This is a genomic window from Thiospirillum jenense (genome assembly GCF_014145225.1).
GTDB lineage: Bacteria > Pseudomonadota > Gammaproteobacteria > Chromatiales > Chromatiaceae > Thiospirillum > Thiospirillum jenense.
The window spans coordinates 1-3,450 of sequence record NZ_JABVCQ010000063.1 but is presented as its reverse complement, the minus strand read 5'-3'; the positions used below and the strand labels follow the sequence as shown (position 1 = coordinate 3,450).

The window sequence follows — 3,450 nt, the reverse complement described above, 5'->3', positions numbered from 1 at the left end:
AAGCGCACGACGCTCGTTGAAAAAGTCCAATTCTTTATTCGTATATTCAATCAATCTGTCGCAGCAGGCGAGCCAGATTATTCAATTAAATGGAGTAGTACATTACAAAATATTAATCGTCCTCTCTATTTTGATTCACAGTTTATTATGCAAATATTGTGGCGCCCTTTTGTTCGTAAATATTTTTACGCCGATAAATCATGTAATGATCGCTTAACTAAATTGCATTATCAGATTTATGGACATCAGCTTAAAGCCAATAATAATACCATGATTCTGCCCGGACTTCCGCTCGGTATTCCTTTTTCTTTATGGGCAGTATCTATTCCAACAGATTATCACTTTCTTGGATATAGTAGCTTATTTCCGCTATGGATTTACGCCGATGATGGCACTCAACACGACAACATCACTGATTGGTCATTAAACTATTTTCAACAACGCTATCACGACACCACCATTACCAAGTGGGCAATTTTTGATTATGTCTATGCCGTCTTGCACGATTCGCGCTATCGGCAACAATTCGCGCTTAATTTGAAAAGTGAATTCCCGCGTATTCCAACACATCCCGATTTTTGGGCATGGTCGCGCATTGGTGGTGAATTGGTGCAATTACATGCTGAGTTTGAAACCGTGCCGCCGTGGCCATTAAAACGGGTAGAGCAGGAAATAAAAATGCCGCCCAAATGTCGGTTAAAAGCGAATAAAACGGACGGCACGATTGAAATAGACAGCGCGACGACGTTAATGGAAATTCCCGCCAGTGCTTGGGAATACCAACTCGGCACGCGCACGGCATTGGAATGGGTATTAGATCAATACAAAGAACGCCCGCCCAAAGACCCGACGATTCGGGCGCAATTTAATACTTATCAATTCGCCGATTATAAAGAGCAGGTGATTGAGTTATTAGCGCGAGTGTGCCGGGTGAGCGTGGCGACGGTGAATAAAATGCAGCAATTAGCGCAATTACGTTGGTAGTTTTTTAAGCTCGTCAAAATGGTTTATCCGCTAATCATTTTTGTTAAATAACAAAACGTCTTTTTAAAACTCTGAACGCGCTATCTAATCTAAAATTAATCCTAGTTGATTGTGTTTTTTAGACAGGTCGTGTGTTGCTTGATAACGCACCGGACGGGCGCTTTTTTTTAATACACCTTCAGCCACTAAACGCTCAAGCCACTGTTTTACCTGCGTTTTTGACACATTCAATTCTTGAGCGATCTCACTCTCTGTTTTCGGCACCGTAAGCCGCGTCATTAACAGTCGCACGGTTGCAAACAATTCCTCAGCAGAATTAGACATGCACGCTGCGCTTATCGGTAATGATGCGGCCGCGGCAGGGTGTTCCGTGCTCTCTAATAAAACAGGCGGGACGCCGCTTGAATTAACAATGGTATTATCAGCATCGTTTTTATTGAATGAAGTGGGCGAATCAACACCCTGCAATATCGCCGTCAATTCATTCAGCGTCATTGGATTCGGCCACGGCACCGCGCCCGCCTGTTGTAATGCCTGCAATCCCGGCACGGGTTCATCAGGAACGCGCACATAAATCGGAATAAAACGGTATTTTTGCAATTGCTCAATGGCACCCGCCCAAGTGCCGCCGGTTTTATAATCTGAATGCACAACTAATGCTGCCGTCGCCAACGCATAAATGAGTTTATTGCGCTGCATCGCATTCCCGACATTAAAACCGGCCGCGGGATCATAGGGCGATACCAATAATAATTGATGGTCTAACAATAAATGACGATTCTCAGGATTGAGCGCCGCTCGTTCCAAATTATCCGCCGCAACACCAATGACCCGCCCGCCCGCCGCTAATGCCCCGCGCATAGCCGCTTGATCTATTCCACGCGCACCACCCGAAATAAGCATCTGCCCCGCCTGCGCCGTCAATTGCCCAATGTGTTCGGTGTATTCAATTAACGTGTCATTCACCTGCCGCGAACCAACCACCGCTAATCCACCGCTGTTTAATAATTGCTGATCACCGCACCCGTAGAGAATCGCCGGCGCGTGATCTTTGAGCCGTTCTTTTAAGCAGTGTGGATAGTTTTCATCGGCACGACTAATGACCCATAATGCCCGACTGTGCCAGCGTTCAACCGCTTGGCTTAATTGAAATCCTCGCGCTAATAATGATTCTAACCGCGCTGTATTGAATTGATCGCCTAATAATTGGTACAGCGCACTGGCGGCTGATGTGAGCAAATCACCCGGCTGATAACGATGCGTTTTTAATAATTTGACTAATTGGCGATATTCTTTCGGCGTTAATACATCGGCAGCGGGTGAATTGCGCCCGATCAATAGCGGCGCGGTGAATAATAAAATCGCTTGGGTATTTAATGACAGCGTGGTCATGCGGTGTGCCCCGTGAGTGCCAATACGAATGGATAAACCACGCCGCTACCGTGACGACGTAACACACTCGCAGCGACGGTGAGCGTCCAGCGCGAGTCCACCATGTCGTCTAATAGCAACACCGCGCCCGGCGGCACGGGTGCGCAAATTGCCAGCGAATCGGCGACGTTAGCGGCCTGTTGTGCGCTGTTCGCCATTGTTTTCTGCTCCGGGCGATCAGTGGTTTTGCGCAACACGGCGTGAAATGGCAACCCCAGCGCCTGCGCCACGCGCCGCGCAAAATCCGGCACCAAAGCGGGGCGGCGCAGCGACGGAATGCACGTCACCCACGTCGGGGCGGGCGTTGGTTGCCAATTGCGCACTGTTGTAACGCAGGCGTTCACCAATTCATCCGCGAATTGCTGATCACGATATTTGCCATAAAAAACCAATTCACCCCAACCGGCATCTCGCCAGCGGCACAGCGCCCGTCCGGGTTCTAGGCGTTCATTTGCCGCGATTGTGCGACCATTTGCCCATTTTTTGCGCGGTTCTAACGTCAAACTGGAGCGCCGCAAAAAGGCGACGGCTGCGCGTACCAGCGCGGGTGACGCGCTCGTCGGTAATGGCGGCAACGCGGGCAATTGCGCAATTGACGGCTCGCCATCCAATGCGCGAATTAAAAACGCCATGTGTCCAGTTATTAAATCAACGTATTGTTGCATTTGCTGCTGTTCAATTCGCCGTAATGCCGTTAAGCGCTCGGCTCGCGCCCAAAATGTTGGGTTAATGTGCGTCGCAGTTAATTGCCATTTATGATCTAATTTCACGACCGGCGCCGGCGATTCTAATGCCAATAAATCGAGCGTTTTTTGAATCCGCCCACGACTGATATTCACGTTGGCTTCTAATTCCGGCACTGATAAACCACGCGGCCGGCGTTCCAATTCATTAATAACCTGCGCCACTTCCGCCTGTGTTGGAAATGCGCTGCTAATAAAGAAATCGTTAATATCGGCGTCTTCCTGACCACTGAGTAATACGCCATACGCCGCATCTAATGCACGGCCGGCGCGCCCGACCTGTTGATAATAA

The 3,450-nt window shown here is 48.9% G+C and carries 3 protein-coding genes; 1 reads left to right on the top strand and 2 read right to left on the bottom strand.

What is annotated here, in order from left to right:
• A partial coding sequence (locus HUK38_RS14405; protein ID WP_202985574.1) for a type ISP restriction/modification enzyme occupies positions 1–984 on the top strand: 984 nt, incomplete at its 5' end.
• A gap of 84 nt (positions 985–1,068) precedes the next feature.
• Here HUK38_RS14405 and HUK38_RS14400 read toward each other — a convergent pair.
• Positions 1,069–2,376, bottom strand: a complete 1,308-nt coding sequence (locus HUK38_RS14400; protein ID WP_182585020.1) for a DNA-processing protein DprA — start codon at positions 2,374–2,376, stop codon at positions 1,069–1,071.
• Positions 2,373–3,450 (bottom strand): phosphoribosyltransferase (locus tag HUK38_RS15285; protein WP_476718485.1); only part of this gene is annotated, 1,078 nt, incomplete at its 5' end. The genes HUK38_RS14400 and HUK38_RS15285, both read right to left, overlap by 4 nt.

Coding starts and splice junctions, on each gene's coding strand:
- HUK38_RS14400 (WP_182585020.1), bottom strand. CDS start 2,376: ATGACCACGCTGTCATTAAATACCCAAGCGATTTTATTATTCACCGCG.